At 49.1% G+C, this 20,575-nt stretch carries 27 protein-coding genes and 1 pseudogene; 11 read left to right on the forward strand and 17 right to left on the reverse strand.

Annotated features, from left to right (window positions below; translation table 11 throughout):
- Nucleotides 1–257: 257 nt before the first annotated feature.
- Both METMK1DRAFT_RS15550 and METMK1DRAFT_RS19455 read right to left on the reverse strand, forming a co-directional pair.
- Nucleotides 258–488, reverse strand: coding sequence for a zinc ribbon domain-containing protein (locus tag METMK1DRAFT_RS15550; protein WP_009071562.1), 231 nt, complete (start codon nt 486–488; stop codon nt 258–260).
- Nucleotides 489–563: 75 nt separating this feature from the next.
- The gene (locus METMK1DRAFT_RS19455) at nt 564–686 is read right to left on the reverse strand and encodes a hypothetical protein (protein ID WP_281034083.1); all 123 of its coding nucleotides are present in this window, start codon (nt 684–686) and stop codon (nt 564–566) included.
- A 587-nt stretch (nt 687–1,273) separates the two neighbouring features.
- On the opposite strand from METMK1DRAFT_RS19455, the gene METMK1DRAFT_RS05545 reads away from it, so the two are divergent.
- Entirely contained in the window at nt 1,274–1,639 is a 366-nt protein-coding gene (locus METMK1DRAFT_RS05545) for a hypothetical protein (protein WP_009071566.1), read from the forward strand.
- A gap of 97 nt (nt 1,640–1,736) precedes the next feature.
- Here METMK1DRAFT_RS05545 and METMK1DRAFT_RS05550 read toward each other — a convergent pair whose 3' ends face one another.
- Complete coding sequence (locus tag METMK1DRAFT_RS05550; RefSeq protein WP_009071568.1) at nt 1,737–2,852, reverse strand: aminotransferase class V-fold PLP-dependent enzyme; 1,116 nt, start codon at nt 2,850–2,852, stop codon at nt 1,737–1,739.
- 174 nt (nt 2,853–3,026) lie between these two features.
- Entirely contained in the window at nt 3,027–3,218 is a 192-nt protein-coding gene (locus METMK1DRAFT_RS05555) for a hypothetical protein (protein WP_009071570.1), read from the reverse strand.
- A gap of 109 nt (nt 3,219–3,327) precedes the next feature.
- On the opposite strand from METMK1DRAFT_RS05555, the gene METMK1DRAFT_RS05560 reads away from it, so the two are divergent.
- Nucleotides 3,328–4,236, forward strand: a complete 909-nt coding sequence (locus METMK1DRAFT_RS05560) for an IS5 family transposase (protein WP_009071572.1) — start codon at nt 3,328–3,330, stop codon at nt 4,234–4,236.
- Nucleotides 4,237–4,684: 448 nt separating this feature from the next.
- Here METMK1DRAFT_RS05560 and METMK1DRAFT_RS05565 read toward each other — a convergent pair whose 3' ends face one another.
- The 3 genes from METMK1DRAFT_RS05565 to METMK1DRAFT_RS05575 all read right to left on the reverse strand — a co-directional run bounded on the left by METMK1DRAFT_RS05565 (nt 4,685) and on the right by METMK1DRAFT_RS05575 (nt 6,874).
- Complete coding sequence (locus METMK1DRAFT_RS05565; protein WP_009071574.1) at nt 4,685–5,581, reverse strand: hypothetical protein; 897 nt, start codon at nt 5,579–5,581, stop codon at nt 4,685–4,687.
- 67 nt (nt 5,582–5,648) lie between these two features.
- Nucleotides 5,649–6,143 carry an NOB1 family endonuclease gene (locus METMK1DRAFT_RS05570; protein ID WP_048087446.1) on the reverse strand — a complete coding sequence of 165 codons (495 nt, stop codon included), beginning with the start codon at nt 6,141–6,143 and terminating at the stop codon, nt 5,649–5,651.
- Nucleotides 6,131–6,874, reverse strand: a complete 744-nt coding sequence (locus tag METMK1DRAFT_RS05575) for an NAD(+)/NADH kinase (RefSeq protein WP_009071578.1) — start codon at nt 6,872–6,874, stop codon at nt 6,131–6,133. Before METMK1DRAFT_RS05575 ends, METMK1DRAFT_RS05570 begins: the two co-directional genes overlap by 13 nt.
- 80 nt (nt 6,875–6,954) lie before the next feature.
- Here METMK1DRAFT_RS05575 and METMK1DRAFT_RS05580 point away from each other — a divergent pair, with 80 nt between their 5' ends.
- On the forward strand, nt 6,955–8,025 hold the full coding sequence (locus tag METMK1DRAFT_RS05580; RefSeq protein ID WP_009071580.1) for an MFS transporter: 1,071 nt from the start codon (nt 6,955–6,957) through the stop codon (nt 8,023–8,025).
- Here the strand turns inward: METMK1DRAFT_RS05580 and METMK1DRAFT_RS05585 are convergent.
- The gene (locus METMK1DRAFT_RS05585) at nt 8,009–8,362 is read right to left on the reverse strand and encodes a hypothetical protein (protein WP_009071582.1); all 354 of its coding nucleotides are present in this window, start codon (nt 8,360–8,362) and stop codon (nt 8,009–8,011) included. The genes METMK1DRAFT_RS05580 and METMK1DRAFT_RS05585 overlap by 17 nt on opposite strands.
- 129 nt (nt 8,363–8,491) lie before the next feature.
- Here METMK1DRAFT_RS05585 and METMK1DRAFT_RS05590 point away from each other — a divergent pair, with 129 nt between their 5' ends.
- Nucleotides 8,492–9,490: an NAD(P)/FAD-dependent oxidoreductase gene (locus METMK1DRAFT_RS05590; protein WP_009071584.1), complete on the forward strand. Its 999-nt coding sequence runs from the start codon at nt 8,492–8,494 to the stop codon at nt 9,488–9,490.
- Nucleotides 9,491–9,961: 471 nt separating this feature from the next.
- Nucleotides 9,962–10,747 carry a methyltransferase domain-containing protein gene (locus METMK1DRAFT_RS05595; RefSeq protein WP_245544563.1) on the forward strand — a complete coding sequence of 262 codons (786 nt, stop codon included), beginning with the start codon at nt 9,962–9,964 and terminating at the stop codon, nt 10,745–10,747.
- A 21-nt stretch (nt 10,748–10,768) separates the two neighbouring features.
- Here METMK1DRAFT_RS05595 and METMK1DRAFT_RS16285 read toward each other — a convergent pair.
- From METMK1DRAFT_RS16285 to METMK1DRAFT_RS05605, 3 genes and pseudogenes are all read right to left on the reverse strand, one after another.
- A pseudogene (locus METMK1DRAFT_RS16285) lies at nt 10,769–11,080 on the reverse strand (DUF371 domain-containing protein); the annotation flags it as partial.
- Between the two features lies 1 nt (nt 11,081).
- Nucleotides 11,082–11,288, reverse strand: coding sequence for a YhbY family RNA-binding protein (locus METMK1DRAFT_RS16290; protein WP_009071590.1), 207 nt, complete (start codon nt 11,286–11,288; stop codon nt 11,082–11,084).
- Nucleotides 11,245–11,622 (reverse strand): ribonuclease P protein component 4, encoded by a 378-nt coding sequence (locus tag METMK1DRAFT_RS05605; RefSeq protein WP_009071592.1) that lies wholly within the window; start codon nt 11,620–11,622, stop codon nt 11,245–11,247. The genes METMK1DRAFT_RS16290 and METMK1DRAFT_RS05605 overlap by 44 nt, the downstream gene beginning before the upstream one ends.
- A gap of 32 nt (nt 11,623–11,654) precedes the next feature.
- Between METMK1DRAFT_RS05605 and METMK1DRAFT_RS05610 the strand changes: the two genes are divergently transcribed.
- On the forward strand, nt 11,655–12,293 hold the full coding sequence (locus tag METMK1DRAFT_RS05610) for a 16S rRNA methyltransferase (protein WP_009071594.1): 639 nt from the start codon (nt 11,655–11,657) through the stop codon (nt 12,291–12,293).
- Here METMK1DRAFT_RS05610 and METMK1DRAFT_RS05615 read toward each other — a convergent pair.
- Both METMK1DRAFT_RS05615 and METMK1DRAFT_RS18145 read right to left on the reverse strand, forming a co-directional pair.
- Nucleotides 12,281–12,859: a hypothetical protein gene (locus tag METMK1DRAFT_RS05615; RefSeq protein WP_009071596.1), complete on the reverse strand. Its 579-nt coding sequence runs from the start codon at nt 12,857–12,859 to the stop codon at nt 12,281–12,283. The genes METMK1DRAFT_RS05610 and METMK1DRAFT_RS05615 overlap by 13 nt on opposite strands.
- A 69-nt stretch (nt 12,860–12,928) precedes the next feature.
- On the reverse strand, nt 12,929–13,069 hold the full coding sequence (locus METMK1DRAFT_RS18145) for a hypothetical protein (RefSeq protein WP_009071598.1): 141 nt from the start codon (nt 13,067–13,069) through the stop codon (nt 12,929–12,931).
- A 373-nt stretch (nt 13,070–13,442) separates the two neighbouring features.
- On the opposite strand from METMK1DRAFT_RS18145, the gene METMK1DRAFT_RS05620 reads away from it, so the two are divergent.
- Together METMK1DRAFT_RS05620 and METMK1DRAFT_RS05625 are read left to right on the forward strand one after the other, a co-directional pair.
- Complete coding sequence (locus METMK1DRAFT_RS05620; protein WP_009071600.1) at nt 13,443–14,363, forward strand: cation efflux transmembrane domain-containing protein; 921 nt, start codon at nt 13,443–13,445, stop codon at nt 14,361–14,363.
- Complete coding sequence (locus METMK1DRAFT_RS05625) at nt 14,299–15,009, forward strand: hypothetical protein (RefSeq protein ID WP_155812302.1); 711 nt, start codon at nt 14,299–14,301, stop codon at nt 15,007–15,009. Before METMK1DRAFT_RS05620 ends, METMK1DRAFT_RS05625 begins: the two co-directional genes overlap by 65 nt.
- Here METMK1DRAFT_RS05625 and METMK1DRAFT_RS05630 read toward each other — a convergent pair whose 3' ends face one another.
- On the reverse strand, nt 15,010–15,876 hold the full coding sequence (locus METMK1DRAFT_RS05630) for a menaquinone biosynthesis family protein (protein WP_009071604.1): 867 nt from the start codon (nt 15,874–15,876) through the stop codon (nt 15,010–15,012).
- A 29-nt stretch (nt 15,877–15,905) separates the two neighbouring features.
- On the opposite strand from METMK1DRAFT_RS05630, the gene METMK1DRAFT_RS05635 reads away from it, so the two are divergent.
- Entirely contained in the window at nt 15,906–16,421 is a 516-nt protein-coding gene (locus METMK1DRAFT_RS05635; RefSeq protein ID WP_009071606.1) for a DUF84 family protein, read from the forward strand.
- 526 nt (nt 16,422–16,947) lie between these two features.
- On the opposite strand, the gene METMK1DRAFT_RS05640 is transcribed toward METMK1DRAFT_RS05635, so the two are convergent.
- The gene (locus METMK1DRAFT_RS05640; protein WP_009071608.1) at nt 16,948–17,568 is read right to left on the reverse strand and encodes a hypothetical protein; all 621 of its coding nucleotides are present in this window, start codon (nt 17,566–17,568) and stop codon (nt 16,948–16,950) included.
- Nucleotide 17,569: 1 nt separating this feature from the next.
- On the reverse strand, nt 17,570–17,980 hold the full coding sequence (gene trxA / locus METMK1DRAFT_RS05645; protein WP_009071610.1) for a thioredoxin: 411 nt from the start codon (nt 17,978–17,980) through the stop codon (nt 17,570–17,572).
- A 61-nt stretch (nt 17,981–18,041) separates the two neighbouring features.
- Between trxA and METMK1DRAFT_RS05650 the strand changes: the two genes are divergently transcribed.
- Complete coding sequence (locus METMK1DRAFT_RS05650) at nt 18,042–18,965, forward strand: NAD(P)/FAD-dependent oxidoreductase (RefSeq protein WP_009071612.1); 924 nt, start codon at nt 18,042–18,044, stop codon at nt 18,963–18,965.
- Nucleotides 18,966–18,990: 25 nt separating this feature from the next.
- Complete coding sequence (locus tag METMK1DRAFT_RS05655) at nt 18,991–19,704, forward strand: D-aminoacyl-tRNA deacylase (RefSeq protein ID WP_009071614.1); 714 nt, start codon at nt 18,991–18,993, stop codon at nt 19,702–19,704.
- Here METMK1DRAFT_RS05655 and METMK1DRAFT_RS05660 read toward each other — a convergent pair.
- Complete coding sequence (locus METMK1DRAFT_RS05660) at nt 19,666–20,289, reverse strand: 2,3-diphosphoglycerate-dependent phosphoglycerate mutase (protein WP_009071616.1); 624 nt, start codon at nt 20,287–20,289, stop codon at nt 19,666–19,668. The two genes, METMK1DRAFT_RS05655 and METMK1DRAFT_RS05660, sit on opposite strands and share 39 nt — an antisense overlap.
- Between the last annotated feature and the right edge of the window lie 286 nt (nt 20,290–20,575).

Raw genomic sequence — 20,575 nt, forward strand, 5'->3', positions numbered from 1 at the left:
CCTTAAACCTTTCTTCAACTGAATTCTTAATACCCTTATAAATCCTGTTATCTGCCATGAATCGATATTATCCTGCTGGAGTTATTTTTCATAATATGATTTTGGGTCTACCGTAACGGACGGGATTTCCTGCCCCCTCTCCTGCCTTGCCCGTAGTGTTTGACCACGGGTAGAGGGCGGAGCTCCACAGGCACTACAGGCCACAGTCCCGATCTCTTGAGCACGTTCAGGGAAGCGTTTTATTCACAGTCTGTTACCTAACCGCAGTTGGTGCAGGAGAATACGCGGTCACACAACGTTAGGTCCTTCACGTGTCCCCACCCAGCACAGGCCTTGGAGTCACACGACGGTTCGACGAGGACCAGTTCCTTGCCGTACCTCTCCACCCAGTACTTCAGGACGGTCTCGAGCTCGTGGAACGCGACGTCGCGGAGCCTCATCCTCCATGAGGACTTACCCACCAGTTGCCTAACTTGAACGTCCCCCATTACGACCACGTCCTACCTCCCGGGGAAGTGTTAGCCCAACCTCACGTCCCTCATCTCCCTCAAGCGCTAGTAAGCCTAGGCTACCTTGACCTTCGTCTTGAACCAGTTCTTGGACAGGAACTCCTTCCTGGAGAGGTCCCCGTACACCTTCCTCAGCTCTCGAGTGCCTTCCCCATGTTGGTCAGAGTCCGAGGTCACGAGCGATTTCCCTATCCCGACGTCCCGGGGGGGGGGACTACCTCCTTCTTCCCAGGGAACTTTTGGAACTCGTGGTAGACCACGAACGAGACGTACAACCCTCCCACCTGCTCAGCCTCACAATACCCTCTTCACCTTCAAGGGGAAGTCCCTGTGCACGACGAGCTCGAAGACGCCTCGCCCCTAAGAGTCTTAAGAAGTATAAAGACCTTGGTTGAAGTTGCTGATAACCTACCTGAAGAAGACCTAATCTGCCATAAGTGAGTTATCACGCCCTGAACGGTAGACCCAAAATCACCTCCTCGAAAAAGTCTGAGTAAAGTTGAAACGATTCAAGTAATTCATCCTGGGGCGATTCACAGATCCATCGCGAAAAGCAATGTTGTGCTATTGCATTGTACCAATTCTACCTTACCACCGTTAAGTCGACACTAATTAACGATTAATTACTCTATCAAGAGTTAAATAAAATAGATCGTCAAAGGAAACCTGAATCGCTCATTTTCGACTAGGCACAAGTATTCATCCGAAAGATGACTAGATCAGCACAAAAGTTCTAAACCTGTGTAAGTATCACAGGACGTGTTATGTTCAGAGACCTCTACTCTCAAGTCGAGGCCGCGACCAAGCTGTCTCTAGTTGAGTTCCTTCAGGATCAGAACTTAAGATCGAGGGTCAGGAAAGCCGTGACAGAGATGTTAAGTTTAGTGGAACAAGAGGGGAAGTCCCTTGTAGGTGGGGATGACGTAATGTGGAACCTCGTCAAGTTCGGAGTGATAAGCACGTCTTTGGCCCAAGAGATCTTGGATATTATCGATGTGGTGAATCAGGAAGATGACGCCCTCCTCTACGCCTCTCTGGTAAGGATCATGGAGGACCTAGAGGAGGCCTATCACGCCATCATGTCGCGAAAGGCCAGAGCTCAAGGTAGTTTCAACGACCGAACTCCATGAATACCTCAACTCATGGTTTCAAGAGGGTGCCAACGTTAAGTCCCCGAGCCTTCGGAGATCAGTTCAAGTGCGTGTGGTCGAGATCCTGAGGGACCTCTCATCGAGCTCGCCCTCTCACCTGGCTTATCGCAACCAGGGCCTTGTCTACCTCGTCTTCTGTGTTGTAGAAATGAGTGGATATCCTTATACCCTCCCCTCTAGGGGAGACCACTATTCTCCTGGCCAGGAGTTCCTCAGCGACTTTCCTCGGCTGGTCTACCTTCACTACCACGATTCCTGCTCGTCTGTCCTTGGGTGTAATGACCTCCAATCCGTAGTCCTCCGCTACGTCAATTGCGTGCCCAGAGAGTTCCCGTACTCTCCTCTCCACTTCATCTCTCAGGGGAGTCAACCTCTCTGCCACACTCGCCATGGCCAGGTTAGCAGCTACGTCTATGGTTCCTATCTCAAACCTCCTAGGTCCCTCCTCAATACTGAACTTCTCGGCGTTGAACTCCATGTAAGTTGAACTGCTCTTCCACCCGTAAAGGGGAGGGTCAGGAACTAACCCTTTCCTAACGTAGAGGAATCCAGATCCCTGTGGTGACATCATCCACTTGTACCCTCCTGCAACTACGAAATCAGCTCCCATCTCCTTCACGTCCAACTTCAGAGCTCCGGCCGATTGGATGACGTCCAGGAGGAGGAGTGCCCCTACCTTCCTGCAAGCCTCAGCGATCCTTTTGGCATTGAGCGTGACTCCAGTGTTGAAACTGACGTGGCTTACGGAAACTAACTTCACGCCCTCCCCTATTTCCTCGACCAGCCTGTCCTCTAACTCCTCAGGGGAAGCCCTAACCAGTTTGACGTTTACGCCCCTCTGGGCAAGTTTGTAGAGGGGATATACGGTGGAGGGGAACTCTAAGCCGTCGGAGAGCACGACGTCTCCCTTCCCCAGGTTCAACCCGTGTATAACCATGTTTGCGCCGAAACTGGTGTTAGGGACGAATGAGACTTCCCCAGGTTCCGCGTTAATGAAGGTAGCCATCTTTTTCCTGAGGTTAGCGAAATCTCCCTCCTCTACCTTATTGACGTGGAGGCTTCCGTGTTGAGAGACTTCATAAAGGTATCGGAAGGCCTCAAATAACGCAAAGGTTGGAGTGGGAGATATGGCGGCGTGGTTTAGGTAAACGTACTCTCTAACTATGGGAAATTCGTCCCTAAGGTGGTACATCCTATCGACCTCCAATGGGGAAATCCCCTCTGTCGGTCAAGGGAGGAATGAAGCCTTCAACCAGAGTTTGTTCTTGACTCAAGGGTCATCACACTCCTAATGATGGGTTAAAATTTAACCTTTCAGGGGTTCGAGAGGTAGACGAAGCCCCTCTAAGGTAGTTCGCGATCGTGTTTACCCGTGGCGTAACTTTTCCTTACTTTTAATTACTTCTAATTCCACCACGGGCACCCCTCTTAAGGGATCATACACAGTCACCCTTAACTCATTGGGGCTAGTCGAGGGAAACACCGCTACCCTCCCATCCACACTTTTATCACTCCCCAAACCTCGTGAGCAGTGCCCGTCATCAGTTAGGGGGATCATCAATAAAAACTACTTCGGTAATACTATATAAACATTACTTAATTAAATGCTTTGTGGGTCACTTCATAATTATACAAAAATTTATAACTAATTACATCGAGTATTACCCATGGGAAAGAGTAAGCACAAGGGAAAGAGTAGGTACAAGAGGGATTGGCACAAGTACGACGAGAACGTCATAACGAGATACGAGCTAATGTTCCCCTTCTACGTCTTCCAACACTGGTGGGAATTACTCCAGGAAGAGAATAGGAATGCCAAGAAAACCTACAAGGCACCAAAGGAGTTCAACGACTTCCTAGCGTTCCTGCACTTGTTCTTACCCTACAGGGCAATGGAAGGGGTATTGAGAGCACTGGAGGGACTGAAGGTCATCCCGACAAGCCTAGACTACTCGACAATATGGGAAAGGGTGAGGAACATGGACGTAACGTTCCCCGAAGCGAGTGACGAGCTAGAAGTGATAGCTGATGGTACTGGAATAAGCACAACAAGGGGAGGACAATACGTCGTTGCAAAGTGGGGTAAGACCAGGGACTCAAAGTTCCTCAAGATCGAAGTGGTTATGGAGAAGGACGAGTTCAAGGTAGTAAGCGCTGAGGTGACGAGCGACGAGGTCGAGGCTGCAGTCGAGACTAAGGACTTACAGGATGAGGGGAAGAAGGTCAGGAAGTTTTATGGGGATAAGGCTTACGACGCCAACGAGGTTTACAAGACGGGAGTTGAGGTAGTTGTCCCACCTAGGAAGAACGCTAGGCGCGGTCATCCCGCTAGGAGGAAGGCTGTGCGCGAGTTCAAGAGGTTGGGCTATGAACGTTGGAGGGAGGAGAAGGGTTACGGTGTTAGGTGGAGGGTTGAGTCCCTGTTCTCTGCCGTGAAGCGCACCTTTGGGGAATCTGTTAGGGCTACAAGTTTTGCTGGGCAAGTGGTTGAGGCTGAGCTCAAGTTCTGGGCTTACGCATGGATGGTCCATTTAGCTAATTATGTAGTCGGTAGGGCTCTGGGTATTAAGGTTTGAGCTCGCGAATGACGTTGAAATATTAACTACTGAAAAATCCTCAGTGTATCGTATCATGTTTATGAAATAAATTGAAGAGATCCACAAAGCATTAATTAAAACGATATTTAGAAGTGATTAAAAATAACGAGTAGTTACGTAGAAGCGTCACAGTCTCAAAGTCCTCATAGAACTCTCACCTAACTATCTACAAAACCCTCATCTCAGGGTTTCACATGAGTGTAGAATAACTGGTGTTACCCGAGTTAAAACGGGCTCCTGATTGAGCACATGAGCTGGAAAAGTGGGATGCAGAAAGCTCCGCCCTAGGTTCGGTAGAGTCATGTACTAGGGCCACTATATTTCCTTTAGAGTCCGCAAGGGGATCAGGGCAGGAGGGCTCCAGGATTCCACGCTCTTCCATGACCTAGTGGGAAGACTCATCGAGAAAAACTTTCCACAGAACATTTCAAGTACTACTAGTCCCCACAGTGATCTTGATTTTCGGGTAGCTCCACGATCCGTTCCTGAAAACCTCATACGGAATCGTATAGCCTAGGGCGAACCTAGGAGATTTGGGAGAAACTATGATCTTGACAGATACCGGTCTGATCTTTTCCATTACCTTCTCTAACCCCTCCTTGTCCACGTGCATCTCGGAGAGGTAGAAATCCTGGACACGCGCCGTCCAGATGATCTCTGGTACGTCGTAAGACATGTCCTCTTTGGTCAGGGCCTGTACGACCAGCGAGGTCTTCCCCAGAACGTACATGAAACCAATAACGACCTTCCTGACGTGCCACCTGTGGGGTATCACCTTCATGTTCAGGGATGGATTTGCCTGAATCTGCGTCACTGCCCACACGTCCTCTTGATCCGGGGACGAAAGTTTTGCCCCAGGTTTCATTTCAACCTTATCTTCACAGAGCCATCTATGCCTACCAAAATCGTAACAGTGAGGGTCCCTGATGAACTTTCTGGTTTCGGGGATCTCCCCTACCAAGGAGAAGGTAGGCTCCAGAACCTCGCTCAATCTCCTGATCTCCTGTTCTAAGGTTCTATCTGCGAAGGCTATCACGGAGAACAGCTTTTCCTCCAAATCCCCTCTGAAGATGCTCATGATCGGATGGAGAAACCCCTTAGCTACGTCGTAGCTGATCTTGGCGTTCTCAAGCATCAAAAACACCTTCCTCAATCCTAAACCCTCGGAATATACTGCTGGGAATACTGTGAGCCCGTCTCTCGTCACCAACTGAGATACCTCCCTTTTTATCTCCAGGGAAGGTCTTCCGAGGAAGTCAGAGAGAGAGTTAGGATTGGGACCGCACTTGGCTAAGGCCTCTATGAGGCTGGCACTGTCCAGCATCAAGAAGTTTTGTTTTAATTGAACATAAGCTTTTCTAGATTAACGGGTTGTATTATGACAAATTATACTATCCTTCCCTCTGAAACACCTTGGCTACACTTTTTTTGACCTCACCACCACAGACGTCACAGCTCTTTACAGGCTCCTTAAACACCTTACCGCATCCCTTACAGACATAAGAGTAACTCCTGACCTCCTCTGCTTTTCTCCCGAGCCTCACAGGCTGAAATCTTATTCCTAATCTGATGAGGGCGTTCTGAATTGCAAAGTCGTCTGTGAACACCACGGCCGGGCTCAAGTCCACAGCCAGAGCTATAACAGATTTATCGGTTTTAGACAAGCTCCTCTCGTTGAGTTCCCTCAGTACTTGATCTACCTTCCTTAAGGCCATCTGGGACGGTTCCATGATTATTACCTTATTGGTTATCATGGAGAAAGAAAGGCTCCCCAAAGATGAGGAGTCCCTCACTTCCTCTATCACCAGAGGAGTAGTGTAAACTTTTTCAAACGAGTTTTGCAGGCCTCCAAAGAAGCCCGCTGTGTCGAACACTACCCTTTCCACGGTATTATACCTCTAAGCGGGTCTACCTTCTTAAATCTCAGGATAATAGCTTTTTTGGGTGAAGGTTCGATCGTTACCTCTTCTCCTGTGAAGATGTAGTCCACTATGTCACCGTCTGAGACTAGCCTCGCCTTCTGTCTGTGACCCTTGTCCTCTAGTCTCAGCTTGATGTTGGTTCCTGGTATCACCAGCGCCTTAAGCGGAGAGAGTATCGGCCCTACAAAAGATACCTCCATAACCCCTTTACTCAGGACGTATACACCTGTAACCGACATGCTCCAACCGGAGGATCCCTGGGGAGTGGATATAAGGACGCCATCGCCCTCCATAACGAAGTGGTTTCCCATGAAATCCAGGGACAGCAAGATACTTTCTGGTTCATCGTATAATACCCCAACCTCATTGAAGGCGTCCAGACTCCTTCCGTGGTATCTCAACCTGAGTAAGTCGTACTCTTCCCTAAAGTACTCCCCAGACAACAGTTTAGCCAGAGCTTCCTCCACCTCGGAGGGTTCCACATCCATGAGGAACCCTCTCCTCCCGGCCTTCACTGCTATGACTGGCTTGTCTAACTTTATAGCCTTTAGGAGCGTTCCGTCACCTCCTACGGCCATCACGACTTCCTCACCCTCGTCCACTAGAGTAATACCAAGTCTCTTTGAGGCGTCCTTGATTCTAGAAATTATGGGTTCAACTAGCTGTGAGTTCTTGGCCACTATTTTCAGCTTCATGGTGTGGGGATAAGAGAACAGAGAAAGTTAAAACTCTTCACTGCGATGGAGATATTTACCCAGTAGATAATTGACCAGTCATGATTCGTGGACTGAACGTATTCTTTGCTAGGGCGATCTATGCACTGAGCTGGTTCTATTTGGCTCCGGAGATCCCAGAGCTGATATTTAGGTTTCACGAACCACAGACCTTTTCCGGTCTCATCCCTTTATCCTTTTTCCTGGGCTCAGGTATCATGCAGCTCCCCGCAGCTTTTGTGGGAAGTAAGATAGGCCAGAGGAACTCCCTAGTCCTCGGATTGGTGATCATGTCAGCCTCCTCGTTCTTGCTTTCAGTTGCATGGAATTTCAATCTCCTGTTGCTCTTTTACGCCTTGGGCGGTGTGGGAGCCTCATTCTTCTTTTCATCAGGGGGAGCGATAATCTCGTCCCTCAACAAGGAGAGGGTGTCCCTGGCCTTAGGTCTATATAACTCACTCTTCTGTGTAGGAGGTATCGTGGGACTCAATTGGGGCGTGGTGGATGAGTACTTGGGTTTCTCCTTAGGTAGCGTGGCTGTTGGAGTGCTCACCCTGCTCTCAGCCCTTCTGAACCTGAGACTCCCCAACAACTCCTCATCCTGGTCATCTGTGAAGAACAGAAGGGTCTTGATCCTTGGTCTCTCAACCGCTGGGGTGTGGGGTGTCTATTACGCCGTCGGAGAACTCTTCCCCTCGTTCCTCGTCTTTTACCAACACGGCGAGCTACTGACCAGCTCAGCAGTGACGAGTCTTCTCCTACTATTCTCCGCAATAGGTGGAAGCCTAGGAGGATTGGGAGACAGACTCAGCAGGATGAGGTTGTTGTTAGTTTCATCAGTTCTAACCTCCCTTTCTCCCCTCTTACTTTATACCCCCGCTTACGTTTTAGGACTCGCGATCCTAGGGATCTCAAACGAGATGGCCATCTCAGTCCTTTACTCAATGGTGGCGTTAGAGGGAGGAGTGGTGAACTCCAGCGTAACCTTAGCTGAAGTCAACTCATTGAACATCTTCTTTGGAACTTGGTTAGAGTTTCTTGCAGGTTTTCTCGGATTCTCTGCCTGGATAGCCCTCTCCGTGGCGGGGCTCTTGCCCCTCCTACTTCTTCTCACCCTCAGGAACCGCACCTAAGGTAGACATCTATGTGAAATACCTTGCTCTCATTAACTATCTCCAGTTCGCCTGTGGCGTTCACAAGCCTGACTTTGTAAACTTTCTGCCTGGGCCCTCCGTTAACCCTTATGGTCGCCCAACTATTCACACCGGTAATCACGATGGTGCACTTCCCGTTTATCCTCACCTTCACACTGTGGGACGGCGGAATGCGGATTCTGTCTTCCGTAAACGAGTCCCCAGGATACTCCAAAGCTCCTTTTAAGAGCTTCCTGTAATACCTGAACCAGAGCAACATAAGAATGGGGGCAGGAAGGCCAATCAGTAAAAGGGTAGACTCAGGCACCGCTGACATGTCTCTCCTCGAGGTTAAAGCGTTTTCCTGAATTTTATTCTGTTTATAGAAATGTACACCTCTGACCTACTATTCATGATTGTTGTCGGAAAGTTTAAATAGTATAAATTTGTCACTCTCTTGGTTAGCATGGGAGAATACGACATTATTGTTATAGGAGGAGGTCCTGTAGGTCTCTTCGGAACGTTCTATGCAGGGCTCAGGGACATGAAGGCTCTCCTCATAGATTCACAAGACGAGCTGGGAGGACAGCTCGTGACTCTATATCCAGAGAAGATGGTCTACGACGTGGGAGGGTTCGCGGGAATCCAGGCCTATGAGCTCGCCCAGAGGCTCATAGAGCAGGCTAAGATGTTCTCACCAGACGTGAGGACCAAAGAGTGGGCAGATGTGCTTCAGAGGACTCAAGATGGCATATGGGTCGTGAAGACCGACAAAGGTGGGGAATATAAGGCCAAGAGCGTAATGATAGCGGCAGGGATAGGGAAAATAACACCCAGTAGGTTAGGAGCCAAAGGGGAAGTGGATTATGAGGGTAAGGGAGTGTACTACACGGTAAGGAGGAAGAAGGATTTCCAGGATATGAGAGTGTTAATAGTAGGTGGTGGAGACTCAGCAGTAGACTGGGCCCTCACCCTAGCACCTATTGCCAAGTCAGTCACGCTAATACATAGGAGGGATCAGTTCAGGGCACACGAGAGGAGCGTTAAGGAAATGTTTCAGGTTGCCAAGGTCTACACGTGGCATGAGCTGAAGGAAGTTAGGGGAGATGGCACGAGGGTCACACAGGCCGTTATATTTGATAACAGAACCAAGGAGGAGAAGACGTTGGATGTTGATGCAGTGATAATAAGTATAGGCCATAAGGGGGATCTGGGTAACATGACTAAGTGGGGGTTAAACATGAAGGGAAGAGATATAGTGGTGAACCCGAAAATGGAGACCAACTTACCGGGGGTTTACGCTGTAGGGGATATCGCATCTGTGGAAGGGGCACCCAAGCTGGCTCTCATAGCTGTGGGGTTCGGTCAGGCTGCAGTGGCCGCAAGTATGGCAAAGAAGTACATCGACCCGAACGCCTCCGTCTTCGCTGGCCACAGCTCTGAGATGGATAAGTTCAAGAAGTGAGAATTTTCTTCAGTTCGTGAACCTACACTTTCACTTCTCTTGTTGTGTTCACTACGTGATCCTATGTGGGGACTTAGCCTTCCAGCGCTCACCTAGCTTTACCGTGAGTTGGTCGTGACGCTCCCTGCAGCCCAACAGGATAGAGCCTATCTCCCCTTTTCCTTCCAATTGAAAGATTAAAAGCTGGACATCTTCACGCAAGACAGGACTCGACGGTTCAAGGGCTTACCTTGAGCCTGCCTGAGGAGAGTGAAACTTTAACTCTTCAACTCCAATGGTAAATCTGTGGGCAACTTCCCTTGTCACTAAGGTTTGTGACGGAGGTGAGCACTTACGCTCTGTGCAAAGGTCCCTAGGAGGGAGTTTCAGAAGTGGAAGGGTAGGATAAAGAACCTGAGGGGTTACGAGGTAAGGAGGGACGGCGAATTCCTACTGGTTCCAGTGTCTGAGCCGACCAAAGAACTCGAGGTGGTGGAGTGCAATCCCCTGGAGGTCAGGACAAAGAGGCTCAACGAAGTGATACCTGGAGCTTCCTCGTTCTATGTGATAGGCGACATAGCCATAGTGTCGTATAAGGGAAAAGAGGATCCGAGGAGTGTAGGTGAGGCCATAATCAGACTTGTTCCCAGGGTGAGGAGTGTCTTTCTGAAGAGGAGAGTAGTCGGGGAGTTGCGGTTGGGGGAGTTGATTCCTATAGCAGGGGAGGGAAAGACGACCACCTCCTTCGTAGAGGGACGGATCTCCTTCTTCGTAGACGTCTCGAAGGTATATGTGAATCCCTCCTTGGCAATAGAGAGAATGAAGGTGTCCGAGAGAGTAGATAGAGGAGATTTGGTCCTCGACGCCTTCACGGGGTACGGGGCCTTTGCCCTCCATATGGCCAAGAGAGGGGCATACGTGGTAGCAGGTGACCTCAACCTAGACGGATTAATCATGGCTATTAAGTCAATCAGGTTGAACGGAAACAAGTTCACGGTGGACCTGGTCCACTACGACGCTAATTTCCTCCCCTTCAGGGACGCAGTGTTCAAGCTGGTGATAGGGGACAATCCGTCAATGATAGATAGGTTCATCGGGGAACTCTGTAGGGTGACTAGAGGCACACTACTCGTCTACAGGCTGGGCCCTCCCCAGGAGGGTTGGGAAAGAGTCAATGAGTACTCTAAGGACCTCATCATTGCTAAGAGGGAGATCCGATGCCACCAAGAAGACTCTGACCACTCCTCCCCTCAGTTCCCTCACCAAATCCCTATTTAGATCACCAGCGGACTTGTCGGCCTTTATTAGAATCGTGGCGTCCGAGATGAACGAGGACTTCCTCACGATCATCTTTACCGTCGAAGTCATGGTCAGTCCGGCACTCCCCCTGCCCTTGACCAGCTCGGTGAAGTTCTGCGTAGACACTAACAAGTATCCGTATCCCTCCGATCTTAGAACCTCCTTTACCTCAGAGGACAACGAACTGGCACTCTTGTCTGCCTCCACGCAGATTATGCAGTCTCCCCTCAAGGTGAGGAAATTTTCAGTTGTAACCTCAAGTGTACTCCTATGTTTTGCCAGGACGTTGGGATGTCCTCTACAGGTTATCACTTCAGTCCTTATCAACGGACTTCAGGATGAAGGTTCTTCCCCTCACCTCTATAAGTTCTCCCCCTACCTCTCCAGCAACCTTACGGGCCACTTCTTCCCTGTCCAAGGTCTTGTCCAGGATCTTAACCTTAACTAGACCGTGATCCTTCAGGTGTCTGGCTATCTCACTCTTCAGTTCCTCTGTTACCCCTTTCTTCCCTATCCTCACCTCCGCCCCCTGAGATCGAACTTCGTCTAAGCTTCTCCACGTTCTTCGTGTCGTATCTTCTCACCCATCCACACAATAGACATGTCCTTACTAAAATCTTTGATTTAATCCTCCTCCTCTCGGTAATCCCAGGAATGAGTGGTACGAAACACCTTCTGCAGAACATTCCCTTGTACTTCCTCGGCAACTTCACCTGAGCTTTCCTGGAGTACTCTACGGCTAGTTTCACGTAAGCCCTCGCCAGGTAAAGATCACCTTCATTAGCTAACCTGACCGCCCTATCTATGAGTTCCATGGATCTCCTGAGGACTGCCCTCCTGTTCATAAAATTCATAACTTTCTTGGCTCGAGTAGAAATAAAGAACCATGGATATAATACTGTTAGATGCGTCCCTAGAACTGGTGCCCGATTCCATAAGGAATCACCCAAGCGTGATTAAGAACAGTGAGAGGTTCGGAAAGGATCCAGGGAGAACCTTACTAGACAAGTCCCTTCACTACCACGCCATGACTTACTTACCAAACAGGGAGAAGAGAGGTAGGCCAGATATACTCCATTCATCCCTCGTTCTCCTACTCAGCGAACCGAGCTTCAGGGGTGACCTCTACATCCACACGTTGGAGTCGAAAATAATAAGGGTAGACAGGAGGATGAGACCCCCAAAAAACTACCTTAGATTTGTAGGGCTGATGGAACAACTGTTGGTCGAGGGAAGAGTTCCCCCTCGGGGTAATCCGCTCATGGAGTTGCTTGACATAAGCTTGAAAGAACTAGTGGAGGAGAGAGGACTAGTTCTCCTCCATGAGGAGGGAGAGAGGAGAGGCGTGAGGACGCTATGCGGTGAGAAAGCGTTCCTCGGAGTAGGGGCCTTTCCTCATGGAGAGTTTTCAGAGGAGGTGACGTTACTAGCTAGGGAAACGGTATCCATAAGTGAACACGTCTTAGAGACTCAGAACGTCATCTGCAGGCTACTCTGTGGGTGTTCTCTGAGTCATTTGGGCTGATACTTAGCCTTGGCGTATATTATTCCGCCCGGAGAGGGGACCAGCTCGACGGTCTCAAAGTCGTAGCTCTCCAGGATCTTCTTTAGGACCATGGAGGCACAGAACGTAGACTCAAGGCTGAACCCAGTACCGGTCAGCCTCAGCTCTACCATATCGTCGTCTACTCTCTTGATCTTCATGTCTTTGATCGGGAGTGCAGACTTCACTCCCTCGTAAACTACCAGAAGCTCTTCAAGGCTAGAGGCCCTGGACTTCAGGTATGAGGCCAATTGCTGGCCTGCCCCTTCGCATATGGTCTGAAAGGCCTTCTGATCTTTTTCGTATGCCAGCTTGGCCAGGCTCTCTATATACCAGGAGGTTATGGGTATCACGTCCAAGTCCTTGAATATCTTGTGTAGCTCCACTAGGTCTTGGAGCTTCGTGGAGTCCTCTCCACTCCTTATCATCTCCAACATGGCCTTCAAGGCCAAGTTCGTCAGAGAGTATATTGTGTAACCTTTGGATTTAGCCTCCTTTTCCAGCTCCCTGATTAGGTCACTGTCAGCCGCTATGTTAACCCTTGGCAACTCTTATCCATGATTATGTACATTTCAACACTTTATAAAACCATTGTAGATTTGTTTAATAGAGGAAGGTCAATGTGGTGTGAAGGCTATTACATCGTAGATGATGAAGAGTATTAGAGCTATGATGAAACCCCCTAAGTACCAGTTGTCGTCCGCAAAGAGTGCCTTTATAAGATCTAGGAGACCGTTTATCTCTTTCTTCTCGGCCATGAATATGGGTCTCTCCGTGAGGTTATAAAAGTTACTTTTATTGTTTTTATAAAAACGCTACTAACTACGTTAACCATAGCAGACTCGAGGTGAGAGCTCCAATCTAAAATAGGTTTCTCAAATCCCGAAGAGTAAACAGACTGTAACAGTGGTTATTAGATTTCACCTCACCTAAGGCCCGTATCCAAGAGAAAATTCCATACCTGGTGCTGCAAAAAGCGGTCTACGAAGCTCGGAGATCTCGCGATGAGCTTCTCGATTGAACCTGTACACTGCTAACATAGTCGACCGAATAGACCGTTCCCATCCCACCTTTCCATTTATTAATATCCGCTCTAATTATACATGGGTAGGGATGGAGTGGTGATGTGGCTTGATTCCGACGGAAAAGCTAAACTCCGCCTCCAGAGTGTTCCTTTACTCAGGGATAGTGCTTTTACCCCTCTCCATCTTAGAGATCATTTACGGTAACCTGTTCTCGTCTTATATACTTCTTGCGGACGCCTATCATGGGTTCATAGACTCCTTGACAGCTTTTCTATTCTCCGTATTACTCAAGGTGATCTACAGGAGAACGAAAAGGTTCCCGCTAGGTCTCTATAACCTGGAGAGCCTGGCTATGCTCATGGTGTCTGCTCTAATACTCTTCCTTTCCGTCTCCGTTCTCTTGCAGAGCTTTGGCCGAGAGGCTAGCACACCGTCGTGGCTCTCGTCCTTGGCCTGGGCGGGAGGTCTTGTCACGTTGGGGATATATCTTTTAGAGCGAAGGTACAACTGGCTCCAGCTAGTTCGAGCCGACATGCTACACAGCAAGCTCGACATTGTCCTGGAGGCCCTTAGTGGGGTTGGAATCATTGTCGGGAACTATTTCCTAACAATAGCCATAGTAACTACCATAGTCGGATTTATACTCGTAGACACCGCCAGAGAGGTCAAGGAGGCTATCCTCTCCCTAGTCGGAGCGAATTGTAATAGTCCCCTGGCGGAGAGGATTGAGACGATACTCTCCAGCTATGGGTTCAACGTAGCGAGGGTGTATGTGAGGAGGCTGGGATCATTTTATATGATCCATGTGATAGTAAGGATGCCTTCCGAAACTCCGCTATCTAAAGTCTACAAGGAGAAGAAAAAGGCCGAAAGGATAGTCCAAACCTTCGATGGCGTGGCCGTGATAGACGTCAGGGCAGTCCCGACAAAGGTTGATAGGCTGAAGAAGGAGGTGAGGGGAGTTGGAGTTCCCAGAGCTAATACGATTAATGAGAAGAGTGGGCCCGGACATACCTCTGTTGAGTGAGCTCACCAAGTTGAAGCAGGACGAGATCTTGTCCCTCCTGTCCAGGATCAAGGGTTTGTCTTTCACCCCCATTCCAGCCAATAGGTTCATGAAGCTGAAGTTTAGCTCTAGAATTTACACTAGGAAAAGCGTAAAGACCGACTTCTCCTTTCTGTTTGACAAGGAGGGCGTAGAGGTAGTACGCTTCGAGAACTTTTCTGGCATCCCAGAGACCTATGACTACGATACAGACACATGGAACTATGACGGTTCCATCAAGGCTACTCCCCTTGTCCATGATTTCCAATATGAGGGAGAAGTTGAACCAATCGATTTTTCTACCCTGAGGTCTCCCAAGTCTATGACTGATGTACTGAGGGAGGCGAACAGTAAAGGCCTGATCCAAAGTTACGTTGTGGATTACGGAAGCCGGGAGTTCCTTCTGGATGTGATAACGTTAAATCCAGAAGTGAAAGAAGCCTTTCAATATTTTCCGTTCATAAGATTTGTAGCCCACCTGAGAGGAGACGAGGCTACATTTTATCTCATAGAGCTGTTCATGCCGGAGGCCCACTTGAGAGAAGTGGCGGAGGCCCTAGAGGAAGTCAGGGATCAAGTGAAGATATTGTTCGCTCCAAGATCCTTCAAGTATGTCAGGAGAGTTTGATTATACGACGTCCAAGGATTTAACCTTGGGAAGGACACCCCTCTCGAACGTCATGTTGTAGAAGGTCCGTAAGCCTTTCATTACCTGATCTTCTGGGACATTATACTCCTGAATGTCAGCCCAAATGGTCTTCTCCACCACCTCCCTATCCATGGTAACTCCCTGAGACTCGCTCATTATCTCAAGGTCTCTGGGTATAACCCTCTCTAAGTTCTTCTCCGCGAACTTCTTGCTCCTCTCATACAGCTGTCTGAACTTCACTGCCACATCTCTCCCTAACTCCTTGGATATCACCACCATACCCATGGGCATAGGAGAACCTCCAGACCGATCACGCCACATATCCCACATACTCGTCACCACGTTAGGCGTTACACCCAGCTTCTTCAGGGCGTACATCATCTTTATCTCGTGAACTGCCACCAATACGTCGCCCTGTTTCCCCAATGCCTTGATCTCGTCAAGAACTCTAGGTATGATGACTAACCTCTTGTATTTTCCTATGAGGAGACGATACAGGGTGAAGGCAGTGGTGTTGGGGCCGTGGACTATCAGGACCGAGTTCTTCACATCCTCTATTCCAATCTTGGTAGCTGAGAGGATGGGCATCCCCGTTATTCCATCTATGGCAGTGGCGACGGCGTTACCTAGGATAAAGTAATCGTCCTGAATGTAAGGGTACATGGCGGCTGAGGGTACAGAAACGTGAACTTCCTTGGATAGTACCTTCATATTTACGTCCTGAACTGTTGGTATCACCTCGAACTCCAGGTTAAGACCCTCCTCCCTCACCCAACCCTCCATCATGGGAATGAAAGGGTAGAGGTCACCTGAATCTGCCAGTGCACCAATCTTAATTGTGACCATGGATAACGAACTGGCAAGGGGAGTAAAAAATGTTGGTTTGTGTTGGTTCAACAAACGGGGTAAAGGTGGAGGCAGTGAGAGAGGCCCTGATGGAGGTTTTACCCAACGCTGAGGTTAAGACTCTGAGTGTGGACTCGGAAGTGTCACCACAACCGTGGTGTCACGAGACCTACTCTGGAGCTAGAAACAGGGCCTTGAAGTCCCTCCAGGAAGGTTGCGACATAGGAGTGGGCATAGAGGGAGGGGTATGTGTAGAGAGGAACAGAGTGCTGGCCTTCGCTGTGATATACGCGGTAGGGAGGGACGGCACAGAGAACTTCTCCACTTCTCCCTGGTTCGTCCTACCTCCTTCCTTAGCTTCAAAACTATTTGAAGGCAAGGAACTGGGAGAGGCTACGGACCTGGTTTACGGCAGAGTTGGCTCCAAATATCATAAGGGAGCAGTTGGGATTCTCTCCAAGGTTATCGATAGGAGGAGGTTATACAAGGATGCCGTGATATTGGCCCTATACCCCTTCTACAACAGGGAGATCGGTGAGAGGTAATTGACGCTCAACGGTATAGAGGAAAAGATCTAAGGACAATACGCTGAGAACTGTATGCTCCCTGAATGTTCTGGGAAAGAGAGGGCGATGAAACCCTTGAAGTAAAAAGGGTTCCGCTTACGACTCTTCAGGACTCTTGGTGGACTGCCTTAACCACGCACGAGGCTCTCTGCTTCGTGGCTCCACCTTGCCTCCATCCGATTATTGACAGAAGAGGCACTACCAGTCCGCTCCGACTGCTCATGGAATTTCCAGTTGGAGGGCGGAGCCCACAGGAACTGTTGGTGTAAGACCCTGAGGGTGTGGGACACTTGTTACCCGTAAGGACAGCCTACTGGGCAGAGACTTACATCATCAACCTTGGCTTCAACCTAGGGGTCTCGGTTACACTTACAATTCCGTGACCGTCATTGAATCAGTGCCCGTGACGTATATTTAAACCGCGAGGACTATCCGTTCACATCCTCACGTAGGCCTTCCAACCCCGAACCTTCGAGAAAACGTGTACACTCATGCGGGAAAGGATTCAGCCGACGAGCTTCCTGAACAGCAGACCTATTTCTGGAAGCTTGACGGTCTCGTGCTCGGAGGGCCTAGGTACCGTGGAGAGATAGATTCCGTATTCCTCGTGTTCAGATTCTGACGGAGCCTTGGGTTCCCCGAAGGGGGAGAACACGATGAACTCGTCAGCTGCGTTGACCATTTTCCTCAGGGCAGAATCGACCATGGAGTAGGCTTTACACTTATCTAAAGAACCTCTGTGCAGTTCCACGTCCAGGCCCACTATACCAGCTATGACCGGCCCCCTGTTTAGGGACTCCAGTACGGCTTCAGTCACTTGGTTGAGCTCGTCCTCCAGTCGAACTTCATGAATCTTTAAACTCACTATCCCAGTGGTAGGGTCAGAAATAGGCACGTTCACTAACGTCGCCCCGGTGGCCTTAGCCAGTTCAGGAACTCCCTCATTCGGCTTTCCAGAGTAGTCCATTCCCAGTACTGAGAGCCAAGAACTCTCGTGGGTCTGAGGTCTCCTATTCACTACCACGCCACGGAAGGTACTCCCGAACAGACTCATGAGGAATCTAGGGTTACACTTCATGAAGCTAGTATAACTCAGTCCGTCAACGCCTATGAGGAGTGCCTTCATTTCACTCGCCCAGCAAGGATTTCAGCCTTATCTCTATCTCCTCCCTTGGTACTGCTCCTATTACCTCATCTACTGGTTCTCCGTCACGGAAGAAGATGACCGTGGGGAGGCTCATCACTCCGTATCTGCCTGCTATCTGGGGGTTCTGATCTGAGTTAACCTTCCCGAAACCAACCTGAGGGTAATCCTTGGCTAGTTCTTCGATGACTGGAGAGAGGATGAAACATGGGGCGCACCACTCGGCCCAGAAGTCAACGACAGCGATCTTATGCTCCCTCAGGAAGCTATCAAAGTTCTCAGAGTCCAGGTGTACGACTTCTCCTCCCTTCTCCATGTTCCTGTTTTCGCTCATCATCTGTTTAATTTTTTTCCTTAGGAGAGCCTCTAGTTCTGGATCCCTTTCTGTGCTCATATCTCACATTAACTCAACAGAGTTTAAAAAGTTTATATTGGTGAAACAAAAATAATGTATCATGGACAACCCAGTGATAGTGGGAGCAGGGATAACAGGTCTTTTGACGGCCTACCTGTACGGAGGCCCAGTGACTCTCGTGGATATGGGCAAAGGAAGGACGAACTCCCATAATAGTCTGTGGACCGTTATTCCGAACCTGTGCGGTGACTTGAGAGGGGAATGTGAGTCCTCCATGAAGTACTATGGGATAATGTGCGAGAAATTCAAGGTTCATTGTTCTCTCAAGGCCGTCATAAGGGTTCCCCCGAGGGGAGGGGAGACCCTTGATTCTCAAGAGGTTGGGAAGTTGGAGCCCCTCCTCAGAGGTCACGACGGGGAGCTCGTGGGGGAAGGTCTATTTATACAAGGAGACGATTTCCTTAACGCGCTCATGGAGAGGATAGACGGGAAGTTCGTTAGGGCAAGGGTTGTGGGGTTGCTAAGGGAAGAGGGAGTAGTTTCAGGCGTTAAAACCGACCGCGGGAGGATCTGGGGGAGTCACGTTATCTTGACGTTGGGGCACGATCCCTTGAACCTGCTTGGGAACTTCGGGATCAATGTTCGCCCGCTTAAGGGGCACGTGGTGGAAGCAGGCAAGCTCGGAATGAGGAACATCCTCATGCTAGAGGACAGGTTGGGGGTGGAAGGGCCTGAATCTGCACTCTTGAACGGGGACTCGCAGGAGTCCTCAGATCCATCCGTAAATAATAGCCAGGTAGAGAGAACAGTCCAAGTGTTCAAGAAGTACTTGAGAGTTACACTGGAAGTCAGGGAAGTGAGGGTCGGCTTCAGGGCAGTCTCTCCAGACGGCAGACCATTACTGATGAGGCCCTTGAGCAATGTGGCAATCGCCACTGGGTTCAGGTTCGGATGGGCGTTGGCCCCACATCTGGCAAGAGAGACTCTAAAGGTCTTGGGCTTACCCCAGCGAGTTAACCTTTAACGCGAGTTTCTCGAGTTGAATGCGGATGAAAGTCTCAGTTTTAGTATCAAAGAAGGATCCGGTGGGCCAGACTGTAAAGAAGCTTGGTTACGGCTTTGATGAAGTGGAAGAGGACGTAACAGACTTCACTTACTCCAAGGGAGACGTCATCGTGGTCCTCTCCAGGCACGAGAGTTCCAGTAAGATCCCCACCCTTACGGTACATCATGTGGGAAACCCAGGAGGGACTCCCATGGGAGGTGAACCCAGGCAACTGGGAGTAGCACATCCCAGGCTCCTGACTTCGATTTTCAGGGAGTTAAGGAAACTGAACCTAGGAGTAGAGGTAGAGATTGAGGCAACCCACCATGGACCTACACTTCGGGGAGTACCCGTGATCTTCGCTGAGGTGGGTAGTGACGAGACTATTTGGAGGAATGAGACATTAGTTAACAGATTCGTGGAGTCGGTACTAAGAGGGATAGAGGGGGTCAACGAGGTAGATTGTAGAAACGTTATCCTGGTGTACGGGGGACCCCATTATTCCAAGACAGCAAAAGGTCTTGCACTAACAAATTGTATATCCCATATTATTTCCAAGCATTTTATTTCCGAATTAAATTCGGAAGTCATACATCAGAGCATCGAACGAAATATTACAAGACCTAATACCGCTATCCTAGATAGTATAAACCGTGAAAGAAGAGAATTCATAACCAATTTACTTCGCCTTAATAACATATCTATTGAGTTTAGATAACAGTTGTGGTGATATGGCAGGGGAACCAATTGACAAGATCTTGAAGTTGCTGGAGTTTCTCTCTATGAATGTGAAGCTAGCATTGGGGACCGAGATACCGTGTGCAGATATGTCGTCTAAGTCCAAGATGTGACCTAAGGCTGCCCTTATGGGGTCATAGTGACTTACGGCAACAACCACTTGACCTTCCGGTAAAGACTGAAGGAACTCTAAAATTCTCCTCTTCAAGCTCTCCCACGGTTCCAGATCTCTCACTTCCAATTGTCCCCTCATTATCTTCAACTTCCAATGATCATTCGGATCGAACCTCCTGTTATTCAATTCTCCAAGCCACCTCTCCCTCAGTCGTTCGTCTATTATTGGGACCAGTCCTAGCTCATCCCCAATCAATTGAGCCGTTTGATAGGCCCTCATGACTGGGCTGGTGAAGATCTTGTCCACCCTCAACTTCTTGAGCTCATGAGCCGCTCTCTTAGCTTGTTCCCTCCCCTCTTCAGTCAAAGGGTAGTTGTTGGTGTCGTGGGACAGAATCTTTTGGATATTGGAGACGCTTTGGCCGTGTCTCACCAGGATCACTAGAACCATGGTTAACTCTATTGACGCAAACCATTTTAACTTATCTCCACAGCCCTTTAGGAGTTTGGGCCCTTCATAAGATTTCTAAGACTTCTTTTCATAAGATTTTACGGGAATCAACTTTTAATTGAAGACCCACAACAGAGTTATTGTGGGTCTATTTAAGAAAACAAGGACTCAATCTCGAACTTGTTTAAGATCATGTTCACCACCGACATTCACGGATCCGACGTAATTTTTAAGAAGTTCCTCAATGCCGGGAAGATGTATAAGGTAGATGCGTTGATCATAGGAG

This window comes from Metallosphaera yellowstonensis MK1, assembly GCF_000243315.1.
GTDB lineage: Archaea > Thermoproteota > Thermoprotei_A > Sulfolobales > Sulfolobaceae > Metallosphaera > Metallosphaera yellowstonensis.